General features: G+C 49.3%; 25 protein-coding genes. 5 read left to right on the forward strand and 20 right to left on the reverse strand.

Translation table 11 applies throughout. The annotated features are described in order from the left end of the window. Positions 1-609: 609 nt before the first annotated feature. On the reverse strand, positions 610-1,527 hold the full coding sequence (locus IFO68_RS20920; RefSeq protein ID WP_192017716.1) for a LysR family transcriptional regulator: 918 nt from the start codon (positions 1,525-1,527) through the stop codon (positions 610-612). A gap of 104 nt (positions 1,528-1,631) precedes the next feature. Between IFO68_RS20920 and IFO68_RS20925 the strand changes: the two genes are divergently transcribed. Then, positions 1,632-2,087 carry a DMT family transporter gene (locus tag IFO68_RS20925; RefSeq protein ID WP_192017717.1) on the forward strand — a complete coding sequence of 152 codons (456 nt, stop codon included), beginning with the start codon at positions 1,632-1,634 and terminating at the stop codon, positions 2,085-2,087. Between the two features lie 34 nt (positions 2,088-2,121). Beyond that, the gene (locus IFO68_RS20930; RefSeq protein WP_192017718.1) at positions 2,122-2,628 is read left to right on the forward strand and encodes a DMT family transporter; all 507 of its coding nucleotides are present in this window, start codon (positions 2,122-2,124) and stop codon (positions 2,626-2,628) included. An 82-nt stretch (positions 2,629-2,710) separates the two neighbouring features. On the opposite strand, the gene IFO68_RS20935 is transcribed toward IFO68_RS20930, so the two are convergent. From IFO68_RS20935 to IFO68_RS20945, 3 genes are all read right to left on the reverse strand, one after another. Next, positions 2,711-3,967, reverse strand: a complete 1,257-nt coding sequence (locus IFO68_RS20935) for a cysteine desulfurase-like protein (RefSeq protein ID WP_192017719.1) — start codon at positions 3,965-3,967, stop codon at positions 2,711-2,713. Then, positions 3,957-4,607, reverse strand: a complete 651-nt coding sequence (locus IFO68_RS20940; RefSeq protein WP_192017720.1) for a 2OG-Fe dioxygenase family protein — start codon at positions 4,605-4,607, stop codon at positions 3,957-3,959. The genes IFO68_RS20935 and IFO68_RS20940 overlap by 11 nt, the downstream gene beginning before the upstream one ends. A 503-nt stretch (positions 4,608-5,110) precedes the next feature. After that, positions 5,111-5,437, reverse strand: coding sequence for a hypothetical protein (locus tag IFO68_RS20945; RefSeq protein ID WP_192017721.1), 327 nt, complete (start codon positions 5,435-5,437; stop codon positions 5,111-5,113). A 136-nt stretch (positions 5,438-5,573) separates the two neighbouring features. Between IFO68_RS20945 and IFO68_RS20950 the strand changes: the two genes are divergently transcribed. Together IFO68_RS20950 and IFO68_RS20955 are read left to right on the forward strand one after the other, a co-directional pair. Then, the gene (locus tag IFO68_RS20950; protein WP_192017722.1) at positions 5,574-6,152 is read left to right on the forward strand and encodes a DUF6942 family protein; all 579 of its coding nucleotides are present in this window, start codon (positions 5,574-5,576) and stop codon (positions 6,150-6,152) included. 167 nt (positions 6,153-6,319) lie between these two features. Then, positions 6,320-7,486 (forward strand): cation:proton antiporter, encoded by a 1,167-nt coding sequence (locus IFO68_RS20955; RefSeq protein ID WP_192017723.1) that lies wholly within the window; start codon positions 6,320-6,322, stop codon positions 7,484-7,486. A gap of 7 nt (positions 7,487-7,493) precedes the next feature. On the opposite strand, the gene IFO68_RS20960 is transcribed toward IFO68_RS20955, so the two are convergent. Together IFO68_RS20960 and IFO68_RS20965 are read right to left on the reverse strand one after the other, a co-directional pair. Continuing rightward, a complete protein-coding gene (locus IFO68_RS20960; RefSeq protein ID WP_192017724.1) occupies positions 7,494-8,006 on the reverse strand; it encodes a hypothetical protein in 513 nt (170 codons plus the stop codon). A 151-nt stretch (positions 8,007-8,157) separates the two neighbouring features. Continuing rightward, positions 8,158-8,550, reverse strand: a complete 393-nt coding sequence (locus IFO68_RS20965) for a hypothetical protein (protein WP_225445375.1) — start codon at positions 8,548-8,550, stop codon at positions 8,158-8,160. Positions 8,551-8,946: 396 nt separating this feature from the next. On the opposite strand from IFO68_RS20965, the gene IFO68_RS20970 reads away from it, so the two are divergent. Then, the gene (locus IFO68_RS20970; protein ID WP_192017725.1) at positions 8,947-9,990 is read left to right on the forward strand and encodes a GMP reductase; all 1,044 of its coding nucleotides are present in this window, start codon (positions 8,947-8,949) and stop codon (positions 9,988-9,990) included. A gap of 598 nt (positions 9,991-10,588) precedes the next feature. On the opposite strand, the gene IFO68_RS20975 is transcribed toward IFO68_RS20970, so the two are convergent. From IFO68_RS20975 to IFO68_RS21035, 14 genes are all read right to left on the reverse strand, one after another. After that, positions 10,589-11,692, reverse strand: coding sequence for an endonuclease/exonuclease/phosphatase family protein (locus tag IFO68_RS20975; protein WP_192017726.1), 1,104 nt, complete (start codon positions 11,690-11,692; stop codon positions 10,589-10,591). Positions 11,693-11,844: 152 nt separating this feature from the next. Next, a complete protein-coding gene (locus tag IFO68_RS20980) occupies positions 11,845-12,042 on the reverse strand; it encodes a hypothetical protein (protein ID WP_192017727.1) in 198 nt (65 codons plus the stop codon). 2 nt (positions 12,043-12,044) lie between these two features. Next, a complete protein-coding gene (locus tag IFO68_RS20985) occupies positions 12,045-12,809 on the reverse strand; it encodes a hypothetical protein (RefSeq protein WP_192017728.1) in 765 nt (254 codons plus the stop codon). Next, positions 12,800-13,486 (reverse strand): hypothetical protein, encoded by a 687-nt coding sequence (locus tag IFO68_RS20990; protein WP_192017729.1) that lies wholly within the window; start codon positions 13,484-13,486, stop codon positions 12,800-12,802. The genes IFO68_RS20985 and IFO68_RS20990 overlap by 10 nt, the downstream gene beginning before the upstream one ends. After that, on the reverse strand, positions 13,483-14,022 hold the full coding sequence (locus IFO68_RS20995; protein WP_192017730.1) for a baseplate complex protein: 540 nt from the start codon (positions 14,020-14,022) through the stop codon (positions 13,483-13,485). Before IFO68_RS20995 ends, IFO68_RS20990 begins: the two co-directional genes overlap by 4 nt. A gap of 51 nt (positions 14,023-14,073) precedes the next feature. Then, the gene (locus IFO68_RS21000) at positions 14,074-16,599 is read right to left on the reverse strand and encodes a phage tail-collar fiber domain-containing protein (protein ID WP_192017731.1); all 2,526 of its coding nucleotides are present in this window, start codon (positions 16,597-16,599) and stop codon (positions 14,074-14,076) included. Positions 16,600-16,606: 7 nt separating this feature from the next. Continuing rightward, positions 16,607-17,203: a phage tail protein gene (locus tag IFO68_RS21005; protein ID WP_225445376.1), complete on the reverse strand. Its 597-nt coding sequence runs from the start codon at positions 17,201-17,203 to the stop codon at positions 16,607-16,609. Further along, positions 17,196-18,383, reverse strand: a complete 1,188-nt coding sequence (locus tag IFO68_RS21010; RefSeq protein ID WP_192017732.1) for a baseplate J/gp47 family protein — start codon at positions 18,381-18,383, stop codon at positions 17,196-17,198. Before IFO68_RS21010 ends, IFO68_RS21005 begins: the two co-directional genes overlap by 8 nt. Next, positions 18,376-18,699 carry a DUF2590 family protein gene (locus IFO68_RS21015; protein ID WP_192017733.1) on the reverse strand — a complete coding sequence of 108 codons (324 nt, stop codon included), beginning with the start codon at positions 18,697-18,699 and terminating at the stop codon, positions 18,376-18,378. Before IFO68_RS21015 ends, IFO68_RS21010 begins: the two co-directional genes overlap by 8 nt. After that, positions 18,696-20,579, reverse strand: coding sequence for a phage tail tape measure protein (locus IFO68_RS21020; protein ID WP_192017734.1), 1,884 nt, complete (start codon positions 20,577-20,579; stop codon positions 18,696-18,698). The genes IFO68_RS21015 and IFO68_RS21020 overlap by 4 nt, the downstream gene beginning before the upstream one ends. Before the next feature lie 3 nt (positions 20,580-20,582). Next, positions 20,583-20,828: a DUF6890 family protein gene (locus IFO68_RS22185; protein WP_419555453.1), complete on the reverse strand. Its 246-nt coding sequence runs from the start codon at positions 20,826-20,828 to the stop codon at positions 20,583-20,585. Continuing rightward, the gene (locus IFO68_RS21025; protein WP_192017735.1) at positions 20,768-21,031 is read right to left on the reverse strand and encodes a putative phage tail assembly chaperone; all 264 of its coding nucleotides are present in this window, start codon (positions 21,029-21,031) and stop codon (positions 20,768-20,770) included. The genes IFO68_RS22185 and IFO68_RS21025 overlap by 61 nt, the downstream gene beginning before the upstream one ends. Beyond that, on the reverse strand, positions 21,028-21,312 hold the full coding sequence (locus tag IFO68_RS21030) for a hypothetical protein (RefSeq protein WP_192017736.1): 285 nt from the start codon (positions 21,310-21,312) through the stop codon (positions 21,028-21,030). Before IFO68_RS21030 ends, IFO68_RS21025 begins: the two co-directional genes overlap by 4 nt. Continuing rightward, positions 21,313-21,897 (reverse strand): 3TM-type holin, encoded by a 585-nt coding sequence (locus IFO68_RS21035; protein ID WP_192017737.1) that lies wholly within the window; start codon positions 21,895-21,897, stop codon positions 21,313-21,315. It abuts the gene before it with no gap. Position 21,898: the final 1 nt, after the last annotated feature.

A 21,898-nucleotide genomic window follows, 5' to 3' on the forward strand; every position in this document is an offset into this window, starting at 1 on the left:
CATCACGGAATATTACAGCGAGATCAGGCCACATCAATATAACGGTGGTCTGACGCCAAATGAGTCAGAACGGTTATTCTGGAATGACTCTAAAACTGTGGCCAGTTTTACTTGACCACTACATACCTGGAACTTCTCGACTGGATAGGCAGACATTTTCATGAAGGAAAAACGGGGCAGATCGCTCACGATGCGCCACCCATTCTTAAGCGATTAGGATTGAATAACTCTCACTGGCTTCGCACTTACAAACGATTTGAGAAAGGCAATATGATTGGGGCAAAGTCATCAATGAAAGCCTGCCTGTCATTAGTAGGACGGAAACGAATTTCTGGTACTCAATTATCCACTAATTAGACCTTGATCGGTGAATCGTTACAAAGCTTCAGCATAAGATTTTAGATCGGGTCAACGCATCTCAAATCACTGCTCATTTTTACCGTTTTGCTAATTTTACGGGCTAGCCGCAACTTTCCCGGCACATCAGCCCCCACTTTTGTTATCAGTCCGAACCCTATCAGTCAGAATAGCTACCTCTGTTAATACACAACCAGTTAGATCACTAATTTGCCTGTCCCATTTAGGTTTCCCGTAAAAGTGCCTGTCCTCCTAAAAGCGATCCCAGCGCGGCTCATCGCCTCCCAACTTATCCACCAGATAGTCAATCAGCACCCTTACTTTCTCAGGTAAATGTTTACGTTCTGGAAACATGGCATACACAGCATGCAGCGGCAACGCATAATCTGGCATTACCGGAATCAATTTCCCTGAAGCTAAATCCGCCCCCACGATAAAGGTCGGCATCTGACAAATGCCCAAGCCAGCAACCAAAGCATCTCGCAGCACTTCACTGTTATTGGCCTGGTAATTCCCTCTGGGCTGAATGCTCTCAACACCAGCAGGCCCGTCAAATCGCCATTCAGCACCACCACGAAAATAGCTGTAATACAGGCAGTTATGATTCTGTAAATCCGCTGGTGACTGTGGAGTACCGTGCTTTTCCAAATAGTGCGGAGCAGCGCAAAGCACACTTCGGCAAGGTGCTAACCGCCGCGCAACAAGGCTGGATTCAGGTATATGACCAATACGGATGGAGAGATCATAACCCCCTTCGACAAGATCAACCATTCTGTCATCCAATGTCATCTCCAGTCGGATGTCGGGATATCGTTGCAGAAACTCAGGGATCAACGGGCTGATGTGCAGACGTCCAAACGTCATCGGGACAGTCACTTTTAGCAGCCCGCTGGGGTTGCCCTGTAACTGACCAAGTTTATCCTCAGCCTCACGAGCAAGCTGATAAGCGGCTCTGGCAGATTCAAAGTACTGCTCACCGGCATCGGTCAGACTAAGGCTGCGCGTAGTCCTGTTCAGTAAACGCGTCCCCAGTTTTGCCTCAAGGTGATTGATACGTTTACTGACTGCAGATTTAGTGATCCCCAACCGTTCAGCCGCTGCAGAAAAGCTGCCACATTCCACCACAGTGACGAAAACTGGAATGGCACTGAAAGCATCGTTATCACGCATTTGTATACTAAACCTCAACAGTGTTTTTCAAATTAACCCAATTATAAACCTCACATACACAATATAAAATCTATCTTAGAAACTACACAATGAGTGGATTACCCATGTTGAAATTCCCCCCTGCTCTGCTTGCGCTTTTTGCTGGTGCTGTGTTGTCACTCATGATTGTGCTCAACAGCCAGTTAGCCGCATACAGCTCTCCAGTCTTGGCCTCCTGGATTGCACATGGCATAGGTGCAGCGTTTGCTGGCTTTATATTGTTTGTCTGTCATGTTCGGAGTAAACAGACGCGCCCGGCCTCCAAACCAATTCCAAAGTGGGCTTATCTGGGCGGTATACCCGGTGCATTTACCGTTATTCTGGCTACGGCTACGGTGAATAGCCCGTTGGGCCTGTCGGGTTCTGTGGCCTTTATGCTGGTGGGACAGACACTTTTCGGGATGTTTAGTGATGTGTTCGGACTGATGGGCTCGAATAAAAGGAAAATTTCTTCTCAAGATTTAGCCGTGGTGTGCTGCATTCTCTCGGGCAGCATGCTGATCATTTTTACACCCAGCTGATTATTAAAATATTACTGATTAATGAGGATAAGCCATGTCCTGGTTCATTTTTCTTGCTGTACTCAACGGTATCTGTATTAGCCTGAGCCGCGTTTTGAACGGTCGGTTAAGTCTTGACCGCACTGCAATGCTCTCATCTTACTGGAATCACCTGATAGGGTTTATCTTTCTGTCACTACTCGTGCCGCTTGTTCATGGCAACTCTTTCTCTTTGCCACAAAATGCCCCATTAAGTGCTTACGCTGGGGGAGTCATTGGTGTGTTATTTGTGGCGATTAGTAGCCTTGTGCTCCCAAGAATTGGAGCGATGCGAACAAGCTTGCTGGTGATCAGCGGGCAAATGCTGGTGGGTGTGTCACTTTCCCTGGTTTTGCTGTTCTTAAAGGGACAGTCACTTTTAGATATGATCTGGCCAATCGCGGGAATGATATTGATTTTGTTCGGTGTGAATCTCAACCAGCAGCGTCAGGTCAACCCATACAGAAAACCCGATGTTGAGCTGGGGTATCATGCACTCAATAAGAAAAAGCCCGCGAGATAACGCGGGCTTTCATTCGTTCAGCTTAATGGATTAAGCCTGTGACAGTGTTCTGCAAATGGCAGTAATAATTGTTATTAATTGTTCAGAAACAGGATTCAGAAACAGGGTTCAAAAACGGCGCTAACGCTTCAAAAAGTCGATCAATTTCTGCTTGAGTATTGTAATGCATGAAACCAATTCGGACGACGCCGCCACCTTCAAGCACTCCTAGCTGCTGGCACAAGCCTAACGCATAAAAGTGCCCATTCCAGACGCACATATTCTGTTGACCCAGGTGAGAGGCTATATCCGACGGCGGTACATTATCAATACGTATCGCAAAAGTCGGAGTGCGTTCTGCGAGCCGTTTATCATCCTCGATACCCAGCAAAGTGATATTGCTGAATTTTCTGACCCGGTTCAAAAAGTGCTGACTCAGCGCTTCTTCATGAGACTGATACTGAGAGTAACTGGCTGCCAGACGCTCGCGTAAGCCGTCTTGCGGATCGCCCCACTGTGCCAGATAGTCAATCGCAGCCACTACACCCGCCAAACCCTCAAAGTTCTGGGTTCCCGTTTCAAAACGTCCCGGACCGATATCGGTAGCAGGTTCAACTTTATACGGCTTCAATGTCTGCAGCCACTGAGGTGCCACATAAGCGATTCCCACATGCGGGCCAAAGAACTTATAGGCTGAACATGCCAGAAAATCACAACCCAGTGCCTGCACATCCACCAGCTTGTGTGGAGCATAGTGCACGGCATCAACATAGACTTGCGCGCCAACACTGTGTGCTGCTTTAACAATACGTGCAATGTCCACCAGCGAGCCGGTTGTATTCGACGCATAAGTGACGGCCACCAGCCGCGTTTTATTATTCAGCAAAGACTCAAAGTGCTCATAGTCCAGTGTGCAGTCGGCTTCATTCACCCGAACCTGACGAACCAATACTCCTTTATCATCCGCCGCTTGCTGCCAGCTGGACACGTTCGAATAATGATCCAGAGACGTCACGATCACTTCGTCACCTTGCTTCCAGTCGCGTGAAATGGCACGGCTGAGCTGAAAAGTCAGTGAAGTCATATTCGGACCGAATACAATATTGTCGGGTGATGGCGCATTCAGCAAGGCCTGAACAGACTCACGCGCCTTTGCCAAGAGTGACACTGTCACCTCGCTGGAGAAAAACGAACCGCCAAGATTGGCATTATAACGGCCAAGATAATCCGTCATCGCCTGTAACACACTGGCAGGTACTTGTGCTCCGCCCGGTCCGTCAAAGAAATACACAGGTGCATCATTGATCTGTTGAGCCAGTGCGGGGAACTGCTGTCGAACACTTGATACATCAAAGTGCATACTGAGTCTCCCGGGCTGTCAGAACAAAGAGATCCATGTAGCCTTGTTGATCTTTCTTCACAGCCTTAATCGGACGCGCATTATGCCAGAGCTGATCATCAGCCAGAATAGCGACTTCACCCTGCTCGAGCGCCATGCTCAAAAAAGGCAGTTGATTTTTATTCTTGTAGACCAGAAACTCACCGCCCTCGATGTTTTCACGTCCAATCCCAATCACCGCAATGTGATTAAAACCATCCTGATGAACCCCTTCTGGCGCTACCTGAGTCTCACCCTCCAGCGCGGCAATACGGATCTGATGAATTTCAATTTCCTGATCATCTGATAAGGCATTGGCACGTTTGAACACTTCACACATTTCATGCATCCCGGCACTGAAAAGTATCTTGTCTTCCAAAGGCTCAAAACTGCGGCTGACATTGCCCTGAAAGTGGTTAATGTCGTCAGATTGCACAAAGGCCCTGGGCGGCATGTGCTGCACGCCATTGGCGGTCGCTTTCACAATGGAATAACGGCGAAGACGGTACTCGCCATCTGCGTGCCCGGTTTTAGGCAAATGATTGAACGAAGGGGAAAGCTCATTGATAGCCTGTCCGCTTAGTTGTGTGAGTTGAAAAGTACGACCCAGTGAAACATTCATTGCATCAGCTCCTCTTAGCAGCGCCTTATCCCTAGCCGTCCGCAACTGTGTCGGACGCTCTCCCGTTTGCAGCAAACCACAAACAATAGATTAACAATTCAGTTACAAGGTAGAGTAAAGGAAAATTCGACAAAGCCAATACCAAGCAGATATAAACTTCACATAACAGTTAAAATTAAGAATACTAAACCATAGAAGTGGATATGACTGGGCTAACAATCTAGTATTTCAATCTGGCTTCACGAAAAAGCAGTGTTCTTTGCTAGATAAAACCGTAACCATCTGATTTTAAAAGATTACTGCTTTAACACTCAAATTGTGGAACCGCTGTAAACCCATCAAAAGGCAGCATAAAAGACCGTTTGTGATATGTATCCCACCAGAAATATTGATATTCAGTACATGCGCAGAGGAAATGAAAATGTTGAATACAAAAAACCTCCTGCCATTTCTGACAGAAGGTCTGTAAATCTGGAGGATAAACGGAACAGGCTGGTGGCAGCTTAAGGACGGTGTGGGGTATAAACGTAATTATCACCAGATTTTTTATAAAATGCGTTATCAATAATGGCATAGGTAATGCCTGATACCACAGCAAAGGTCACCAATTCGGGTAAATTGGTTCGGTGATACTCCCTGCGAGGGCGTTCCTTAATAACGACAACCTCATGATGGTGATAATGTCTGGCCGGTTTACGATGATGATGGTGTCTGTGCTTATTTTTATGCTTATAATATTTTTTATAACCATGGTCTCTGCCACCATGAGCAAAACTGGTTGCTGGTGCGATCAGAGACAAGCACAAGATACCAATCCATAGAGTTTTCATATAACACTACCTGTTTTTCTGCATATGTGTACAGCGTACATATAGCTTGGTAAAGCAGTGTCAACCGCAAGTAAACCTTAAGTAAAATCACGCTTACATTCACTCAACATACTGCATACAAAGAAGATCGACACAGATGCCTGAAAATACAAATACTTTCGCCGAAGATAGCACGCAACACCTTATCGGGCTGGGATGTCCCGACTTTTCCTTAGCCGCTTATATCGAAAACCGGCCAGACGTGCCCGGGATGGCATATCTGGATCAATTACAGCCTGCTGCCTCAGGTGAAATAAAGGCTATCGGCCAGGCGTGCGGCAACGGTTGGCGAAAAGTGTTCAACGTATACGCAAAGCTGATTTATGCCCTCGACAGCAAGTTTTTCCCCCATTCAACGAACGCCCCGAGCTGGCAGTCGTACAGAGATGATTTCCTTCTCCAGCAATCCAGCCAGACAGCGCTGTTATTCAATCCTCCCGTTCTTGATGCACCAGATTCTACCCCTCGCTACCACATCATTATGGGAAGAACCTACGCCAAGAAACTGATTCACGAGGAGAAACTGACGGTGCCTCTCATCTGGCTGGATAATGAATTCGCAATTAACCGCGAGCACAGGTTGGTCATCTGTCCCTACTTTGACTATCGCCAGCTCTCCAATAGCAAAATAGATCGATTGGCGAATACCCTAGCCGGATTTGCCCGCCACATATAAGCGTCTGTCCCTCTACGGCATGGCATACGATTAGTCAGTCACAATAGTGCCTGTCCCGCTAAAGCATTTCGCTAAAGCAATTTACCCGTCGCAATAGTGCCTGTCCCACTAAAGCATCTATGCTTTTAAGGGATCAACAAGCCTGATTGCTGTCGTATGGGTGCTGTATGTTAAATGAACTGCAAACCATGATTTTCGAACTCGGGATCATTGTGGTCAGTTCAGCGTTAATAGGCACAATGTTCCTGTATGCCCGCCAGCCTATTATTCTGGCGTACATCGTTGCCGGCATTGCCCTTGGCCCTAGCGGGTTAGGCTTGCTGAATGACAGCGACAGAATCATCCAATTCGGCCAGTTCGGTGTCATTCTCTTGCTGTTCCTGCTGGGCCTGAACCTGCAACCTTTCAAGCTGCTGAGTCTCTTTAAAGAAAGCGCACTGATCACACTGGGTACCTGCTGTCTCTTCTTTCTGGTGACACTGGGATTTAGCTTGCTGATCGGTCTGTCCCTTGGCGATTCGCTTGTGGCTGGCGCCGCACTGATGTTCTCAAGTACCGTCATAGGGCTGAAATTGATCCCGACCACCACCCTTCACCATCAGCGTGTGGGGGAAGTTATGACCAGTGTACTACTGATACAGGACATGCTGGCTATCATTGTGATTCTGTTTCTGAATGTGCGTGAGCCTGATGTCATGATCAGCGCCTTTGTACTCATTCTGCTGAAACTAGGATTGCTCTGCCTGCTGGCGTATTTAGGCGTCCGCTATCTGGTGCTCCCCCTGTTTCGTCGTTTTGATGTGATTCAGGAATACACCTTTGTTACCGCACTGGCATGGTGCCTGCTGTGGGCGGAAACGGCTCATCTGGCGGGATTATCCTATGAAATCGGCGCTTTCGTCGCCGGGCTATCCATTGCTATCAGTCGGGTTTCGCAAGCCATTTCCCTGCACCTGAAACCTTTGCGGGAGTTTTTTCTGATTCTGTTTTTCTTCGCGGTGGGCGCAAAAATGGATATCACACAAGGTGGGACCGTGTTGCTGTGGGGTGGGCTGTTCGGGGTACTGCTAGTGGCAGTAAAAGCAGCTGGATTCATTGTTGCATTGAAGCTGGCCAAGGAAAAAGCGCCTCAGGAACTGTCTGCCCGGCTCAGCCAAGCCAGCGAGTTTTCACTCTTGCTGGCTTATTCTGCCTTAACCGCCGGTCTGGTTTCCGATCAGGGTATGCTCTTTATTCAAACCGCGACACTCACTACTTTCATCCTGTCCACTTACTGGGTAGTGAGCCGCTTTCCTACGCCGATTTCAAGCGTGAGCGATCTGCGTAAAGACTGAACACGCGTCAGGCGGCCTGACGCTGACATTGCATAGAAAAATGATTCTGCGGGGTAATGTGATACCACATTTCGAACTGCGCTTTGTTTTTTCCTTTCATCACAGGCTGCAGGAAAATACGGTAACCCATGAGATCGCGTTGCGCATCATAGCCAAAAGGATTGGCCTGATTGGGATCTGTCAGTATTTCCCGTTTCATTGATAACGGTTTTAAACGGTACTCACCTTCCAGTGACTCAAGGTGATAGTCGACAAACAGGTTGAATTCCAGCTCAGTTTTGCCTTGATCCTGATAGCGAATCCATTCTTTAGAATTAACTTTGCCATCATGATGAAAATCATAATTCACCCAGCTCTCTTCCTTGTCTGATGCCTTCTCATCCGGAAGACACTGCCACTTGCCCACCAACTCTGACATGGATGCCAGCTCTGTGGTGGCATGCGCAGCGGTGGCCAGCCCTAACTGACTCGCCAGCAACAAAGAGACGGCCAGATATCTGCCCTGCGTCCATGAGTTCATCCATTCACCTACATGATTATTGTCAGATTCGTTTACTAACATAGCGAACTTAAGATAATGTCTCCACAAGCTTTTACCAAAATCAGACATTAAAAAAGGAGCCATCGCTCCTTTTATATATTCACTCGTCATTCGGGCCATTCTTCAACGCTTAAGATGACTTAGCCTGAAGGTGGCCAGTATGCGTTGCGGCCTGGGATTTCTCACCGCTGACCGTCTTGTTTTCCAGCCTTTCAGCAATATTGGCCAGCAAATGCTTAACCGGCACAATCGGACCCATCATATTAACCCGCATAGCAGACCCCACGGCCCCCAAATGCAACTCCGAGACGTCAGAGGCCGAGTAGTTGTACTTATAGTTGAACTTGTCGATCGCCAGATGAAGCAGATCAAACTCCTTCCGGTGACAAGAAATATATGCGCGCCAATACATAGCATCCAGAACTTCATCAGACGAGTAAGCCCGCAGAATAAAGCGCCAGCTGCCATCTTCACCGTAGAAATCCAGCGGGAATATCTGTTTTGTTTTTCTTTTATTAAACAAGGTAAATCGATCCACTTAGCCAGCGAGACTCATAGGATTATCCAAGGATTGAAACAGATTGGAAGAGAAAAATGATAAATTTGACATTCGGATTCAGGAAGTCATCCGCGTCTGGTTATGAAGTGATTTGAGTGCTTGAGGATTCGCCAAAACGTCACCTGATTGTAGCAATCGGGGGGGAAACGTCCGGATGCAATCTTTGGGAGGATACCATAAAAAAAATGCATTTTTCAGGCTTGTAGAAAAAAAAACTGCGCCTATAATGCTGAAAACCGGAGCGTCTGCCAACGCTCCGGTTTTTTTGTGCCTGCTCTTCAGGAAAATTGCTATCTGCCAATAGCGCATACCTGACGAGCAATATCCGATAATCACATTGAAGATAAAGAAGGAACTTCCATGCGTATCGAACAAGACCTGAAACTGGGATTCAAAGATGTACTGTTTCGCCCGAAACGTTCAACCCTGAAAAGCCGATCTCAAGTTGAATTAACCCGCGATTTTACATTCAAGCATAGCGGCCGTCAATGGTCAGGCGTTCCCATTATTGCCGCCAATATGGACTCAGTCGGCAGCTTTGACATGGCAAAAGCACTGGCAAAACACAATGTCATGACCGCCATTCACAAACACTATACGGTTGAGGACTGGGCCGGTTTCATCAAAGAAAACCCGGCTGATGTACTCAAACACGCCATGGTTTCTACCGGTACATCAGATGCGGATTTTCAGAAAACCAAAGACATCATGGCGCTGACCGACGATCTGATGTTTATCTGCATCGATATTGCGAACGGTTACTCTGAGCATCTGGTCGAGTACGTGGAAAAAGTCCGTAACGCATTCCCCGACAAAGTCATCAGCGCGGGTAATGTTGTCACCGGCGACATGGTGGAAGAGCTGATTCTGGCAGGTGCAGACATAGTCAAAGTAGGTATCGGCCCGGGTTCAGTGTGCACCACTCGCGTGAAAACCGGTGTCGGCTACCCGCAACTGTCTGCCATTATCGAATGTGCAGACGCCGCGCACGGACTGGGCGGACAGATCATTGGTGACGGCGGTTGCACCTGTGCCGGCGATGTCTCTAAAGCCTTCGGCGGCGGTGCCGATTTCGTGATGCTGGGCGGTATGCTGGCCGGCCATGAAGAAAGCAACGGCGAAATCGTTGAAAAAGACGGCCATCAATTCATGAAATTTTACGGCATGTCATCTCAGAGCGCGATGGACAAGCATTCCGGCGGTGTTGCCAACTACCGTGCCGCTGAAGGAAAAACCGTACTATTGCCTTACCGCGGTCCGGTGGAATACACCATCCAGGATATCATGGGCGGCGTACGCTCAACCTGTACCTACGTTGGCGCGGCGAAGCTCAAAGAGCTCACAAAACGCACCACTTTCATCCGTGTTCGTGAGCAAGAAAATAACGTGTACGGAAAAGAATAACTCGGTTTTCCCGATGTATTTGAGGCCGCTTTTGAGCGGCCTTTTTTGTGTCCAAAAACGCCGAGTGTCTACAAAGTGTCTACACCTGGGAAATTTTTCACGCAGAATCCAAGATTTCTTCAGCTCCTTTTCTCTCCCACTCATTCACTCAATCTCTGATGAAAGATTCTGAAATTGAAGTCCCAAGAAAATCTCTATAACTAACTGTTTTAAAATGAGTAATTGAATAGATTGAAATTTCCCTTTGATCCTTTGATCAAGCCAACCTCTGACAGAAAACATCAGAACCTTTAATTATCAACAGGTTATAATAAACAAGAGATCAAACCTTGATCATCTCTTTTCAATTCACTGAAAAGAATTTCAACTTTTGAAATTCTTCTTTCCCCTCAAAGCCCAGTTATCTAGCGCCTTTCGTGTATGATTTTCATAAATTCAAAACTGAAAAAAAACTACCGCAAAAACCTCGCAGGCGGGGAGGAGGAGTGCGGATTTCGTCACGCGCTCGCTCCATTCCGTGGCCGTTGTAACTGGGCTAACTGCAGGCAACAAAAAAGCGCCCATGGTGGGCGCTTAGTAATAATTATGTATCAATACTTTAGGGAATAGTTAATTTCACCACAACCGGACAATGATCACTTGCCTTCGGTCTGTCCCATCCTATACGCGGATAACGTACTATGCCTTCAGTGTTGGGCACTCTGTATGGCATACCATTGCGGATAATGTCAGGTTTTACACCTTGATTAGCACTATTTATTGCAGGTGAAACAAGAATATAATCTAACTGAGTCTTTGTTTTTTCCCAGCTGTAATAATGCGTCCATCGCTCTAGCTCCTCAAGATTAGATACAAGGTTAACAGAAAAGTCATCTTGTAATAGAGGTGCAAGACCAGAGTTATTTTCTTTTACCAGCTTCTCTGTGCCATCATTCGAAATTCTTATCTGTTCTACATAATCATTTAAATCACCAATTACAATCCAATTGGCTTCTGCGGGGTTGACAAATTTATGTTCAATCAGGTGTCGCACAGCTATAGCCTCTAAAGTACGTTCACCCATTGTCTTATCACGACCTCCTCCCATTGATTTAAAATGACATACAAAAACTGTTAACTCTTTACCATCTTTATGGATTTCAAGTTCTAGACAATCACGATTGAAAATTCGTCCCCTCTTTTTCATTTCTTCCTTCACAACTGGAAACCTATTTACAAGTTCATCCCTCTCTTCTTTAGTTCCGAGATCTGACCTTGTCATATGAGCGTGCGACTTTGAATATACGGGAAAAAGTTCTGTCGCCATCGCAGCAACGTCTATTCCCCGTTTATCATTACCTTCATGCAATACAACTTGTTGATATTCATTTGTTTGTGTTTTATTTAAATAAAAATTACGGAATTTTATCAGTGCATCAATACTATCAACTTCTTGGAGGCACAGTAGATCTGCGTCAGCATTCTTGATAGCAAGTGCGGCATGCTGACGCTTGTCATCTTCTTGAGATATAAAGGCGGCACGTAATGCTTGCTTGAACTCCTCAAACTGAGTTAGGTCATTACTCCTAAAGTCTGTAAGGCTGTTGACAATTGGCGGCAAATAACGCTGGGAATACTCTGAATCTCTGCTGTTTCCAAAAGCTGAAAAATCAAATCGATTGAAAATGTTCTCTAAATTGAAGTTCGCAATACTTATTTCCAAAGTAGCCTCCTGAATATTGAAAGTGATACATCATGAGCGTTTTACTTGGTAAACAACTTCTCTACCGGCAACAAAAGGTGTTTCCTAAGTTAAGCAAAAGTAGTCGAAGACTTTTGTATTACCAACTATATCCAGTCTATTTTTGAAATCTTTCACGTTATTTTGTACTGCCCCTTTGAGCTACCATTACTTACATCGACTAAAGCATTCTCTATAATTTCCTCCACCACAGCTGCCGCGATCGCTTCGGCCATATCCCCTGCGGCAGCATGCTCACCTTCTGTGACAAAGCCTTTGGCTTTCAGGTGGGTGATGATTTTCTGTTTCAGTGAGTCTTTGTTGAGTGCCATGGTTACTTCCCTGCGAATACGGTGGTAGAGACATCCACATGAGGCTTGCCCGTGAACGGGCAGATGGTGGCGCCTGTACAGACGCCTTTGCCGCCGTTGAGCTTGATGGTGTCGGCATCCTCGGTGATGTTCTTTGCCTGGATGATGAGGTCTTTACTGACGGTCAGTTTCGCCTGGCCTTCGATGGTTTCGATTCTGTCTTTGAGCACGGTGATTTCATCATTCTGCTTGATGAGGACTTTCCGCATTTGCTCAATGACTGCCATGTAGTTGGTCGCGTTCACATTGCAGTCGATACAGTTCAGGGTGGCGTTTTTGTCTGTGGTGCTCTCAAAGTTACCCGCCTGATCAACCAGGTGGTAAACTCCTTGGCGTTGTTGGTAACGGGATTCCCCTTCTAAAATACCCGGCAACCGAAATCCCAGTGGCAGCACACAGCGGATAAACGGCTTATCCGCATGGCCGAACATCCAGCCGATTTCCACAATGCTCCCTTTCGCGGGCGGCTCCAGTCGCCCAGCCATCTCACCAACACCGGGCACCGGCAGCGGGACCGCCTGTAATGGTGGTCGGTCTTTCAGATCATTCCCCTGCTCATCCAGCAACTGCACATCAACCGCATAATGGGGATAGAAACGGTCGGACAAATCACCTTCCTTTGGGAGTTCCGGCAGTGCGACCACTTTTCCCCAGCGGGGCAAATGTGCTTTGGCGGTCAGCTCCGGGAAGAGGCGGTAAATCATCCGCTTGAGGGTGTTTAAGTCCATGTTAGTTTCACCTCCGTTCCCGTAAATTCTACCGCTTTGAGGCGAACACCATTCACCAGTGCGCCAGGCTTGAGTTTGGGGATACAGGGGATTGTAGCGCTTTTGTTGGCCGTGTGGCCCGTCATCAGTTCATTGGGAATGGTGACAGGTTTATCCGCCCAGTAACTATCCTGCCAGCTGCCCACAAAAATCTGGCCGTTGCCTTGCTGCTGCCAGAAAAAATCCGGCACGCTGAAGGTGGCGGCCAGTTCATCAATGACCCGATACCCATTACCGTCACTGTAGAAACAGGGCGCAGCTGTTTTGCTGTAGGCCCGCTTCGGCACTACGAACTGCAGTCCGGTTTTGTCACTGACATGACTGAGCAACTGCATCAGGGTCGGATGACGCATGATGACCGGCAACGGGCGATACAGCACTGCAGCCAGCTCCCGGCAAAAGATGTTCGACCAGCCTTTCTGGGTAGGCTGCACCCGTTCCACATAACCCAGAAACACCCGGCTGAGGTTCTCCCCCCATCCCAGATCAACGGCGACAATGCTGTTCACCTCAGGGCTGCCTTCGATGACCAGCTGGGCCCTGCCCGGCGCCGTATCATCAAAGGTCAGCCGATGGGTGCTGACCTTGGTTTTCTGGCGGCCAATATAGACCTGTGCGGTAAAGCGTTGTGTATTCATGCCAGTGCGTTATCCACCCGTTTCAACACTCCCATAAAGCCGGTGAGCTCAACCGTGGTTTCCGGGGGAACGTCTGCAGACGCTGTGACCTGATCTGACGGCGTTTCCACGCCCTGGACCGTTTGCTGACTAGCTGCTTTATCCGCCTCCCGGCTTTCAACCCGCTCAGGTACGGACCTATGTTCAACCAACTCAAAGCTCACCGCCCACTGACGCAGGGATTCCTGTTCATCGCCCCGAATGTTGCCCTGAAACTTCACTTCTCGGATTTTCAGGGCCTGGGCTGTTCGGTTGCTGATGCGGTACACTTGACGGGCGTCATTTTCCTTGACGCCAGCCAGTTCGAACAATTTGCTGAGGTCTGGCTGGCGTTCAAAGGGAATGGTGCCACTCACAGACAGCACCTTGGCTTTGTCCCCGGTTTCCGCCTGGTCCGTTGCGGCTGTCTGGCCGGACATATCCTGTCCGGCGAGTTGCTGGCGTACACTGACACGCAGGGATTTGAGGGATAGCTGGGTTCCGGATAGGGTTAACATAGATTACTACTCTTGATAGCTTGCTTTATAATTACAGACTTAGTCATTATTTTACTTACCTGACAAAATTATCCATTCTCCATCTACAGATTCAACCGCTAAGCACCCATATTTAGTATTCAGAGCAATTTGCGAGCTGCCATTTATACTTTCACCAGGCGCGGCAGAGAATATCAGTGAATATATGGATTCATCGTTTTTTACCAGAGAATACTTTTTACCCGAAACTTTCCTAGCTGATGGCAGATTAATGTAAACAGAAGAAGTTAGCTCCCCATCATTCACAAATTTATCATCAAGCAATGAAGCGGTAACATTTGTTCTTATTTTCCTTAATGAATCACCTTCATCCACATAAATCTCAGATGTTCCATATAAGTATTCACCCATTTGCCAATTGATGATTTTTTGCTGCTGACGCACTGCTACAGTTGAGTTTGTTGCATTCAACCAATAACGTCCTTCACCGGCTTCACTGGTTGAACCCTTCCCATCCAACTGAACATCCAGTAACTCGATATCACTATTTGTTACAACGAAACCATCATATGGCCCGGATTCAGCACCATTCCCAACCCCATCAATTTTAGTCCCCTTGAACTGCAATCCTTCCAAATCTGAAACACTGACACCCGAACCATAGGCCGATACAATTTTTGTATTTTCAAACTCAGAATTCATCTTCCGGCGAGTAATAGGAAAGCGAACTAATGAAACAGATGCCTCTCTATTCACCTTTCCGCATTTAACAAAAGTATTTGAGTTAAATGTTGAATTTAACGGCGACTGTATTTCAAGCCCTCCGCCACCCAGTTCAAACAAATCATTATCATTGAATTTTAACCAAATCGGCTTGATATATAGAAACCCTTTGTTTTCAACTGCCAATTCATTAAAAACTTTATTTCCACTATGAGTACCACCGTCCAGGTAACCAAAATATCCAGCTCCCTTATGTGGGTTCTGGAAAGTGTTTCTCGTCAAATCCATGTCTGCAACACGAGTTTGTCCGCCATAGACACCCCAACCACAATGGTAAAAAAGGTTATCATCAACCTTAGCTTTGATAGATGTTTCATTGGCCTGTTCGGCCATCGACACCCCTCGGCTTAATGAGGTGAACACACATTTTCTTATGTCTAAGTATTCATCATTTGTTGTCTTAATGCCGTAGCAATTTGATAGCCAGCTATCACTACCGAACCCAACACCTCTGGCTGTAAAATATTTCACCGTTGCACCAGGCTCATCGAGGTTCTCTGTTCCAATATCAAAAAGCGGGAGGTTTGCTACGTTGGCATAAAACCGGAATTCATCCGACGAAGGGGAATGCAGCTTGATACCATTTCGACGACATATAACCGTCTTTGATAATCCAAAGAACCCCTTACCTGTCAGCTTGTTCACATCATTATCAATCAGTTGTTGCAATACCCAGGAATTATCAGCGCCCGAGCCATCATTAGACCAGTTTGCAATAGCACCAAACTTTCTGATATCAACTTCTTTCTTTTTGAGCTCTTGACTGTTTGCCCACAATCCATTTTTTGTTTGGAATGCAAGCTCATGCATCTTGACCTTGCTGATAACATATTCGTCATCACCACCATCAAATGCGCTGTAATAACCAATCGTTTTTATGATACTGCCAGCTTCAAAAATACCACTTAGTACATCGTTTTTACTTCCAACGTATTGCACCGTCGTTTTTTTTACCCAATCACGACTAGCACTCTCCCCCTCTGGCCGCAAATCGCTGACACTCCCATCAGCCAACACCTGGGCAATCTTGCAAACAAAGTGCTTCACACCCTGCGCATTGGTGTAGTCATCTTTCTCGTCTGCGGTCACCACGAAATCAAACAAGGTGGTTTGTTCGCCGGTAGGTGAGCCTTCCCGGTAGGCATCTACATAGATGAATGCGGGTTTGTCTGGTACCTGCACAATACGGTCGAACTCAAGTTGAACCCGGTTACCCGACACATACCCGGCACCGGCTTTGATGTTGAAAGCCGTAGACTGCGGCGTCACCAGAAAGCCGTCATCAATGAACCAGTCTTTGCCGTTCATATCGATCATCGCCTGCGCACTGTCATCATCCATACGTTTAAGGCGCTTGGCTGAATCATATTGCCAGGTAGAGGCATCAACGGTGATGTTGGTGATTTCGGCAATGTCTTTGTATTCCAGCACCACAGAGCGCACCAGGGTATTGCCCGCAATGCCCGGCTCATCGGCAGTTTTCGGGGTCAGTTTGTGGTGGTCAATGGTCACCAACACCCCTTGCTCCGAGCTGTAAGCACCGGTCCAGTTGAAATCGAACGGACCTTCATCGCTTTTCAGGGTCGTCGAGTAGATCACCGCATCTGCGCTGAGTCGCCCCCGCTGCTCCACAGATTTTTCAAACACTACATAATCAGCGGGTACCCCATCGTCAGACTGAGGATAATCCGCCCGGTTGGGGATATTGGCAAAGATGAGTTTATCAATGGTGAGCGGGCTTTCTTCTGCATTCACTTGTGCCAGTAAGGCTTTGCCCGCAGCGGTCAGGATTTTCGTTTCAGTCGTATTTGCCATTCTTTCCTCAGCCTTTCACTGTTGCTGTGTAATATTCACATTCCATGTTCAGCACCTTGGGCAACATGGGTACATTGATGCGGGATTTGATATGCGCCGTTTCATAACCGGCGTCGATGGCCTGGCTTTTGGCAGCCACGGGCATCTGCACATAACTGGTGTACTGGTAACGCCGACAGGTGCGGCCATACTGGCGGATCACGGTATCGAGCAACCGGGGCACTTCCGTTAAATCGCCATCCTGAATCTGCAGGCTCACCACGTCCCAGTCGACGCTTTGCAATCGCTCATCCTGAGTGATGTGGGGATAGCCCAGCTTTTGGAACATCACTTCCCAGCCTGCAATCGAACCGGCCTCTTTGGTGAACTGGTAGGCGTAGGCCACCCGGATGCGAAACAGGGCTTCAGGCTCCTGGCCCAGCCGAGTGACACCCCGCTGCCAACCCAGCAGCTCGACCATGCCTATGGGGGCCGTCAGGGGATCGTGTTGCTGCAATGGCAGCTGCAGTGCCTCCGATACTCGACCCCAGTAGCGATGCAGGGCGCGGGCGATTTTTGCCAGCTCACCACGGCCCATCCACCACTTCAAAACAATCTCAGGCATTCTCAAGAGTCACCTCCAGCGTCCCGATGCGGGGAATGGTCAGGTTGTTCAGGATGTCCGCCTGGGCAAACTCCAGCGATTCAACGCCGGGGAACTGGGCGTGTAGCTCTTGCCCCAGTTTCGAGAAGCTGAAGCGTTTGACCGGGTTAGTTCGGGTCGGCTGATAATCGGTGTTCTCGCGAAAAGCGGCCCGGATAAAGTGTTCAATCTGCGCTTTCAGGTCGTCCCGCGCTTCCAGCGTCATCGATACCACAGGCCAGACTGACACCTGAATATTCGTTTCCACACCGGGCATGGCCATGACCAGCAAATCATCCCCATGGCCGTGCTGGCCGTTGTCCCGGATGTGCTGATTCATATCCGCAATCATCGCCGCTGACGGTTCGCCGGTATCAAGCAGAATGTAGGCGTTGGCAGTGCCCGGACCGCGTGGTGCGTTGTGCTCAAAATACACATTGTCATCCTGGATCCCGGCCCGTTTGGTCAGCAGCGCCCGATAGGCTGCATCAATGTGCCACTTGGCAATGGCTGACCACTGGTCACGGACCCGCAGGCGCAGTTCATCATGAGACTCTTCATCCGCACCGGCACTGTCCAGCCAGTCCGCGGCGTTGGTCGCCGCCGCAATGCCGGGGATGGCCGTTGGCAGAATGTGGTAATAGCCTTCGCCCAGGTTGTACGCCGCGCCGGGCAATTCCGCTTCAACCGGTGCCAGCACTAGGGTCTGGTTTTCCGGGAGCTCTGTGTCCTCAGTCACCCGGACCCGGTAAATGTGACCGTTAATCACATCAGTCTGGATCCAGGTACCAGCCGCAATCATCAGGGCCGGCCCCTGCGCAGCGGCACGTTGAAATGCCACATGGCCGGTTGCCTTGCTGGCGCCTTTGCGTTCTGTCTGACAGGCCCAGGCTTGCTGGTCGAGCCATTCCCCGGTTGCCGTTGCCAGAAATACGTTCGGCAGCACATGTTTGACCATCAGCCGGTCGACCAGCCACACGGTGCAGCTGGTCACTGCATTTTCAATCAGGCGCCAAAACGGGGAGAAAGGTGAGTCGTTATTGATGATGGCCTCTTCTGCGGCCATCTCAGCTTTCAGCACCTGCTTCCAGCTGTCTTTATCCAGGGGCACCCCGGCATCTTTCACGATTTGGGCATAGTCTGGTTTTGGGATCTCAGCCATGACTGACCTCCAGTTCTAACGTGCCGAAATCCCGCGTGGTGGCAAACACCCAAATGATGCCGGGTGTGGGCTCTTCAAGCCGGACGGTACCCGGTACCAGACGCACATCCTCTTCAACCAACAATTCAATCTGAGTGCTGATGTCACGGCGCTTACTGCGGCTGCGCTCTGCAATCAGGGACACAGCCAGACCGGATTCAATGATGGCGTGCTTGATATCCTGCGCAATCACGGCCCGGTCCTGAATCAGTACCGGGTTTCGCCCGGCATCGAGCACCACATCGCCGTTCTCGATTAAAATGTCCTGATAGGTCATCCGGCAAACATCTCCATTTCGTTTGCAAAGTCCTGCGGGTTGTTCATCTGCTGGGCATAGATACTGACGCCACCGTAATTCGTTGAGCTGCTCTGATAGTTAGAGAGTGTTTTCGCAGCGCCGCCATGTGGTACCTGTGCCACGGGCTTGGCGGCCTGAACTGCCTGAATGCTGACGGCCTCCTCATCACCGCCAAAGCCGGGCAGCCAGTCGATCATGCCTTTCATGGTGGTACCAATCTGCTCCCACATGCTTTTCAGCCACTCAAACACCCCGCCGAAGATGTTGTAGATTTCCCCGGCCATCTGGCCGATGAATTCAAACCCACTGGCATCGGTAAATCCGGACATGACCCATTGCCAACCGGCGCGAACCAGTGCAAAGGCGGCCCGAAATGGCAGGGTGAACAGGGCGATGGCGTTTTCGAGAATCTGAAACCAGGTGGTGTCACCAAAACTTGCCTTCAAATCGTCCCAGTAGTAAATCAGTGCGCCCACAGCCGCTATGGCCGCCACCACGGCGCCGACGATCAAGATGATGGGGTTCGCTGCAATTGCCAGGTTGGCGGCTAGTACCGCACCACGTAGGAACATCATGGTTTTGGTTAAACCTGCAGCAGCGATCCCCCATAGATTCAGAGTCAGGGTATACATCGCCATGGCTTGTTTTCCGATCCCGACCATCAATGTCAACATGCCCCCGGCAGCGGCTAAACTCAGCACAGCGATGACGCCATAACCTATGACCCGAGTCAGGTTCGGAAAGAGCTGAGTCCACTCAATCAGCGTATTAGCGCCATCAGCCAATTCAGCCACTAAGGGTAATATCGCAGGCAGTAATGCCGCACCAATGGCTGCGCGCACGGCAAAGACTCCACTTTCAAGGCGTTCCCACTGGTCAGTCATGGCATGGGCCATATTGATGGCCGTGTTCAGGTTGCTGGCCTTGTCGAGCTCGGAAATATTGCCTTTCAGCTCACCGGTTTTCTTAATGAGGTCGGTGATCACCAAGGTTGCCTGGTCACTGCCAAAAGCCGTTTTAAGCTGATGAATCTCCGCACTGTCCAGTTCACCAAACCGTTCTTTCAGCTTGCCCATGATCTCGAACATCGGGAGCATCTTGCCGTTGCTGTCCACGAATGACATACCCAGCGCATCCTGAGCTTTCACGACACCAGACAAAAACGCTTTATACCTTGTACCCGCTTCACTGCCTGACATGCTGCCCTGCAGCATCCCAAGAACGGCCATTTGTTCCTGCATCGCGATGCCGTTCGCTTTACCTAAAGCCCCGATCCCCTTGAATGCATCGGACATGCCTTGCCCTGTGGTTTTGAACATCTCGACAGACTTCGAGGTCATGCCTGCAATGCGTTCGGCCCAGTTGTCCTTGCCGATGGCATCAGCCTGGTCTTTGAACACCGAATACATGGTGCCCATGTAACTGGTGATGGTCGCGGTGTCAGCTTTAGTGGCCGCTGCCAGAATGGCAGAGCTTCGGGTCACGCCGGAGAGTTCATCCCCAGACATGGCCCCCATAGCGGATTTGATGTCGTAACTGGCCGCAACAAATTCAGTGGCAGATTTCCCATACTCCACAGCAAAACTCAGTGCCGTGTCACTGAGTTGCTGAAGCTGTTTGTCTGCAACCCCCAACGATTTCACTTCGCCCAGCGCCCGATCCATTTCAATGGCAGGCATCAGGGCTTGCTGCAAGGCAATCCCCGCACCGGCTACGCCCGCAGCACCGGCGACCATGGTATGGGTGCCATCGCGGTATGACCGAGCCATATCACCAAACTGGCGCTGAATGTTGCCCAGCGGTTTAGAAATCTGGTCTATCAGTCCAACAGTAAATCGAAGCGGTTCGGGTAATGCCATTGCTTATCCTGAAAATGCTTTGCTCACACCGGAGGCCATCACGGCGGCCATATTTTCCCAGTAGCGTTTTTCCAGCCAGGCAGCCTGAGCCAGACTGTTTTCATCATCCGGCTCGCCCGGCAGCCATTTGCGGCGAAATGCCAGCAGTTGGGCAAGATCACTGTTATCCAGTGCAGTGACCTTGCTGTTTATTTTTTTACGGTGATGGCAATTTTCGGCGCGTATTCCTGCATCAGCACGCCAGCCAATTGCATGGCCGCCCCTGGGTTTTCTTCGGTCAGGCCGCGCAGGCTCTCTTTGCTGTCGTCACTGGCTGACTGCATGATGAAGTTATGTGCGCCATCGGAAATATTGCCCTGTGCCACCTGGCCCATGTATTCGGCATACAGGTCTGGGGTCGGTTGAAATGTGACGTCATTACCTGCCACGGTCAGAGTGATTGTTTTGCTCATGCGGTTTCTCGCTCTTTGTCTAATTTCGATTCCAGACGGTCGAACCGTCCGTTGATTGATAATTTCAGGTCGTCCACGGCTTCGCGCAGTTCATGCTTGGTGGCGTACTTCTCAGCCACGTCACCGCGCAGCCGTTCTGTTGCCAGCTCGTTTGCATGGATACGGCGGTCGTGGTCACGGGCCGTCGCCTGGCCTTTGTCTGTTCGTCCGAATATCAAGGCCATCAGGCTGAATACCACGGCCAGCAAAGCCACACCTGCCGATACCCAAGCTGGTTCCATCTAGCCCCCTTTTACGCCTTGCCGGATACCGCCGAGCACACCTACAGGCTTCACTCCGGCAGTGATCTGTTTATCTAATGATCGTTTGTGGATGTTTACCCCCAGAACTGCTAGCGCAATAGAGATAAGCGGAGTCAGTGCGACAATGGCATTGACCACATTCGCCGCTTCCTGGGGCTGGAAAGTCATCACAAAGAACAGGCCAAAGAACATCAGCGCCCAACTCAGGCACAGGGTGTATCCCCAAGTTGGCCGCCATCGGCGCACAAAAGGATCGCTGCTAGCCATTTCGGCCTGCATGGTGGCTGCCTGCTGGGTTATCGCGAGCTGGCGCTCTTCACTTTCCAGCTTTGCATGCTGGAACATTAATTCCTGCAAGCGAATGCGCTCATCGGATTCCAGTTGCTTGATTTTCAACAGCGCCTCAGGGTTTGCCCTCAGCTTCGCTTCAATCGCAGCAGCCGTGTTTTCAACACCCAGCGCACTAGCAACCAGTCCGCCGACTGCGCCGCCTGCCGGACCGCCAATTAGCGTACCGACCATGGGGGCTGCAGTGCCGATCAGTTTTTTCACTTCTTCCCACATG

This window comes from Photobacterium arenosum, from assembly GCF_014841115.1.
Taxonomy (GTDB): domain Bacteria; phylum Pseudomonadota; class Gammaproteobacteria; order Enterobacterales; family Vibrionaceae; genus Photobacterium; species Photobacterium arenosum.

Coding starts and splice junctions, on each gene's coding strand:
- IFO68_RS20960 (WP_192017724.1), bottom strand. CDS start 8,006: ATGAACTCATGGACGCAGGGCAGATATCTGGCCGTCTCTTTGTTGCTG.
- IFO68_RS21005 (WP_225445376.1), bottom strand. CDS start 17,203: ATGCCTGAGATTGTTTTGAAGTGGTGGATGGGCCGTGGTGAGCTGGCA.
- IFO68_RS20940 (WP_192017720.1), bottom strand. CDS start 4,607: ATGAATGTTTCACTGGGTCGTACTTTTCAACTCACACAACTAAGCGGA.
- IFO68_RS20970 (WP_192017725.1), top strand. CDS start 8,947: ATGCGTATCGAACAAGACCTGAAACTGGGATTCAAAGATGTACTGTTT.
- IFO68_RS21030 (WP_192017736.1), bottom strand. CDS start 21,312: ATGGAACCAGCTTGGGTATCGGCAGGTGTGGCTTTGCTGGCCGTGGTA.
- IFO68_RS21015 (WP_192017733.1), bottom strand. CDS start 18,699: ATGACCTATCAGGACATTTTAATCGAGAACGGCGATGTGGTGCTCGAT.
- IFO68_RS21035 (WP_192017737.1), bottom strand. CDS start 21,897: ATGTGGGAAGAAGTGAAAAAACTGATCGGCACTGCAGCCCCCATGGTC.
- IFO68_RS20995 (WP_192017730.1), bottom strand. CDS start 14,022: ATGTTAACCCTATCCGGAACCCAGCTATCCCTCAAATCCCTGCGTGTC.
- IFO68_RS21010 (WP_192017732.1), bottom strand. CDS start 18,383: ATGGCTGAGATCCCAAAACCAGACTATGCCCAAATCGTGAAAGATGCC.
- IFO68_RS20920 (WP_192017716.1), bottom strand. CDS start 1,527: ATGCGTGATAACGATGCTTTCAGTGCCATTCCAGTTTTCGTCACTGTG.
- IFO68_RS21020 (WP_192017734.1), bottom strand. CDS start 20,579: ATGGCATTACCCGAACCGCTTCGATTTACTGTTGGACTGATAGACCAG.
- IFO68_RS20985 (WP_192017728.1), bottom strand. CDS start 12,809: ATGGACTTAAACACCCTCAAGCGGATGATTTACCGCCTCTTCCCGGAG.
- IFO68_RS21000 (WP_192017731.1), bottom strand. CDS start 16,599: ATGGCAAATACGACTGAAACGAAAATCCTGACCGCTGCGGGCAAAGCC.
- IFO68_RS20925 (WP_192017717.1), top strand. CDS start 1,632: ATGTTGAAATTCCCCCCTGCTCTGCTTGCGCTTTTTGCTGGTGCTGTG.
- IFO68_RS21025 (WP_192017735.1), bottom strand. CDS start 21,031: ATGAGCAAAACAATCACTCTGACCGTGGCAGGTAATGACGTCACATTT.
- IFO68_RS20990 (WP_192017729.1), bottom strand. CDS start 13,486: ATGAATACACAACGCTTTACCGCACAGGTCTATATTGGCCGCCAGAAA.
- IFO68_RS20950 (WP_192017722.1), top strand. CDS start 5,574: ATGCCTGAAAATACAAATACTTTCGCCGAAGATAGCACGCAACACCTT.
- IFO68_RS20980 (WP_192017727.1), bottom strand. CDS start 12,042: ATGGCACTCAACAAAGACTCACTGAAACAGAAAATCATCACCCACCTG.
- IFO68_RS20930 (WP_192017718.1), top strand. CDS start 2,122: ATGTCCTGGTTCATTTTTCTTGCTGTACTCAACGGTATCTGTATTAGC.
- IFO68_RS20945 (WP_192017721.1), bottom strand. CDS start 5,437: ATGAAAACTCTATGGATTGGTATCTTGTGCTTGTCTCTGATCGCACCA.
- IFO68_RS20935 (WP_192017719.1), bottom strand. CDS start 3,967: ATGCACTTTGATGTATCAAGTGTTCGACAGCAGTTCCCCGCACTGGCT.
- IFO68_RS20955 (WP_192017723.1), top strand. CDS start 6,320: ATGTTAAATGAACTGCAAACCATGATTTTCGAACTCGGGATCATTGTG.